Origin of the sequence: Mycobacterium sp., from assembly GCF_032162105.1 — a bacterium.
Taxonomy (GTDB): Bacteria; Actinomycetota; Actinomycetes; order Mycobacteriales; family Mycobacteriaceae; genus Mycobacterium.
Window position 1 is genome coordinate 1 of sequence record NZ_JAVRPS010000490.1, and the last position, 3,268, is coordinate 3,268.

The 3,268-nt window shown below is 66.4% G+C and carries 3 protein-coding genes; 1 reads left to right on the plus strand and 2 read right to left on the minus strand.

Going from position 1 to position 3,268, the window contains the following annotated elements; genetic code table 11:
• Positions 1-1,379, plus strand: a 1,379-nt coding sequence (gene purH, locus QOC69_RS25175; protein ID WP_526444751.1) for a bifunctional phosphoribosylaminoimidazolecarboxamide formyltransferase/IMP cyclohydrolase, incomplete at its 5' end; no start/stop codon positions are given.
• 111 nt (positions 1,380-1,490) lie between these two features.
• Here the strand turns inward: purH and QOC69_RS25180 are convergent.
• Positions 1,491-2,000: a nitroreductase/quinone reductase family protein gene (locus QOC69_RS25180; protein ID WP_526444753.1), complete on the minus strand. Its 510-nt coding sequence runs from the start codon at positions 1,998-2,000 to the stop codon at positions 1,491-1,493.
• Positions 1,997-3,160, minus strand: coding sequence for an alpha/beta fold hydrolase (locus tag QOC69_RS25185; RefSeq protein WP_526444755.1), 1,164 nt, complete (start codon positions 3,158-3,160; stop codon positions 1,997-1,999). Before QOC69_RS25185 ends, QOC69_RS25180 begins: the two co-directional genes overlap by 4 nt.
• Positions 3,161-3,268: the final 108 nt, after the last annotated feature.

Consider the following 3,268-nt stretch of genomic DNA (forward strand, 5'->3'; position numbering starts at 1 on the left):
TCGACGGCAGGGTCAAGACGTTTCACCCACGGGTGCACGCTGGCCTGCTGGCCGATACCCGAAAGCCGGAGCACCTCGCCGCGCTAGAGGAACTCGGCGTCGCCGCGTTCGAACTCGTCGTGGTCAACCTCTACCCGTTCACCGAGACGGTCGAGTCCGGCGCCAGCGACGACGAGTGCGTCGAGCAGATCGACATCGGTGGGCCGTCGATGGTGCGCGCGTCGGCCAAGAACCATCCCAGCGTCGCCGTCGTCGTCGATCCGCTCGGGTACGACGGCGTGCTGGCTGCCGTCCGGTCGGGTGGCTTCACCCTCGCCGAGCGAAAGAGGCTGGCGTCACTGGCCTTCCGGCACACCGCGGAGTACGACGTCGCGGTGGCGACCTGGATGGGTTCGACGTTGGCCCCCGAGGGGCCGGAGGCATCCCCGTCGTTGCCGCAGTGGTTCGCGGGCACCTGGCGGCGCTCCGCGGTGCTGCGCTACGGCGAGAATCCGCACCAGGGCGCCGCGCTGTACACCGACGACAGCGCATGGCCCGGTCTCGCGCAGGCCGAGCAGTTGCACGGTAAGGAGATGTCCTACAACAACTTCACCGACGCCGATGCAGCGTGGCGGGCCGCCTTCGACCACGACGACACCTGCGTCGCGATCATCAAGCACGCCAACCCATGCGGGATCGCGGTCTCGTCGGTGTCGGTCGCCGACGCACACCGCAAGGCCCACGAGTGCGACCCGCTGAGCGCGTTCGGCGGCGTCATCGCGGCCAATACGACCGTCAGCGTCGAGATGGCCGAAACGGTGGCCGACATCTTCACCGAGGTGATCATCGCGCCCGCCTACGAGCCCGGGGCCGTCGATATTCTGGCGCGCAAGAAGAACATTCGGGTGTTGGTGGCGTCCGAGCCTTTGGTGGGTGGCACCGAGTTCCGTCAGGTCAGCGGCGGGCTGCTGGTGCAGGAGCGCGACGCGATCGACGCCGAGGGCGACGACCCGAACAACTGGACGCTGGCCACCGGATCGCCTGCTGATCCCGAGACGCTCGCCGATCTGGTGTTCGCGTGGCGCACCTGCCGCGCGGTGAAGTCGAACGCGATCGTCATCGCCAACGGCGGCGCGACCGTCGGCGTCGGCATGGGTCAGGTCAATCGCGTCGACGCGGCGCGGCTGGCGGTCGAACGGGCCGGGGACCGGGTGCCCGGCGCCGTCGCGGCGTCCGACGCGTTCTTCCCGTTTCCCGACGGGCTGGAGACATTGACCGCCGCTGGCGTGAAGGCGATCGTCCATCCCGGCGGGTCGATGCGCGACGACGTCGTGACCCAAGCCGCTGAAGCGGCCGGCATCACCCTCTACCTCACCGGGGCCCGGCACTTCGCGCACTGATCGCGCACTGGGCCCTACCGACCTCCGTTGGTTCAAGTGTCGATCTGTGTGCGTGGGCCAGATGATGTCATCCGTGGCGCCGTTTCTCCGCCACTCGTGCGGACCGTGTCTCTACTGAACGGTGTTGGTTCCCTTGCCATGTTCTGGCGGTGCGGCGGTGTGAATGCGGTACACGGTGCATCTGCCGGCGAGGTCGGCAAAGGCGTCGGGGGTGATGTCGTCGATGATGCCGGCGTCGCGCATGATCCGGGCGCCGGTGGCGGCTTGGCGGGGCCAGTGCCGAAGCACGACCATGGCGTCGGGTGGGTCGAGCTCGATCAAGTCGACGTGCTCGATGCGGTCACCCACCGACAATTGGGCACATCCGTTGGCGGCCCGGACGTTCGCTGCCCAGTCGGCTCCAGGGAAACCTTCGAGAAGGTAGCGGTTGTTGTTAACGGTGACGACGGTAACCGGGGTACTTCGAGGGCGTCCCGTCGCTCTGCCCCTCACCGTCAGTACGTGCAAGGTGGGCATCCCCCCGAACCGGCGAATGAGCAGGAACGCCGTATTGAGGGGTTTGAGCCAGCGCGGCGGCGCGTGACGGGGCCGGCGTGGTCCTGTTCGTGGCCGCCGAATCATCGTAGGGTCCTGAAGAACTCGCGGATATCAGCCACCAGCGCCGTCGGTTCCTCCATGGCGGCGAAGTGGCCGCCCCGGTCGAGTTCGGTCCATCGCGTGATGGTGTTGTCGGCTTCGGCGAACTGCCGGATCCCCACGTCGTGGGCGAACACGATCGCCGCAGTGGGCACGCCGCTGTTGATTTTAGGGGCGCCCCAGGCTGCGCTCTGCGCGTAGCCGACGTAGGCCGACGACGCAGCGGTACCGGTCAGCCAATACGTCATGACGTTGGTCAGCAGCCGGTCGCGGCTGAGAATGCGGTCAGGCAGAACCTGGCGCGGGTGAGTCCACTCGCGAAATTTGTCCATGATCCAGGCCAACTGCCCGACCGCGGAATCGACCAGGCCGTAGCCCAGGGTGTTGGGGCGGGTGGACTGGATGGCGATATAGCCGAACTCTTCGCGCATGAACGCCTCCACGCGGGCGATCCGGTCACGTTCGATCGGCGAGAGGGTGGCCATGACTTCCTCAGACAGCGGTACCTCTGGAAATCCGCCGGGACCGCCGTTGGTGTGCACTCCGATGACCCGATCGGGGGCGATCCTGGCGACTTCCGGGGCCACGGCAGCGCCGATGTCGCCTCCTTGAGTGCCGTAACGGTCGTACCCGAGCCGCGTCATCAATTCGTCCCACGCGGTCGCGATTCGTGTTGTGGTCCAGCCTGATTCGGCCACCGGTCCGGAGAAACCGAACCCGGGTAGTGCGGGAATCACCACGTCGAAAGCGTCCCCGCGGTCACCGCCGTGGGCCGTGGGATTGGTCAGCGGGTCGATCACGTCGAGGAATTCCACCACTGAGCCCGGCCACCCATGAGTCAAGATCAGCGGCAACGCATCGGGCTCGGCTGAGCGTACGTGCATGAAATGGATCCGTTGCCCGTCGATGATCGTGGTGAATTGCGGGATCTGGTTGAGTTCGCGTTCGGCGGCTCTCCAGTCGTAGTCGTTGCGCCAGTACTCACTGAGTTCGCGCAGCCACCCCACCGGCACGCCGGTATCCCAGCCGTCGCCGGGAAGCACTGGTGGCCAACGTGTCTCGTCGAGGTGACGATGCAGCCGATCAATCTCAGCCTGCTCAATTTCAATCCGGAACGGCAGTACGTCGCTGTGGCTATTGGTCATAACGGCGACGTTAGACACTGCATAGGACCATTTCTGTCCTAAGACTGGTGCCGAGCATCCCAGAACACGTCGCCCGACGCCGAGTGGAGCCCATAGGCGGTCCCCGGT

Bases quoted from the DNA above. Each gene is read 5' to 3' on its own strand.
- QOC69_RS25180 (WP_526444753.1), bottom strand. From the start codon at position 2,000: ATGATTCGGCGGCCACGAACAGGACCACGCCGGCCCCGTCACGCGCCG.
- QOC69_RS25185 (WP_526444755.1), bottom strand. From the start codon at position 3,160: ATGACCAATAGCCACAGCGACGTACTGCCGTTCCGGATTGAAATTGAG.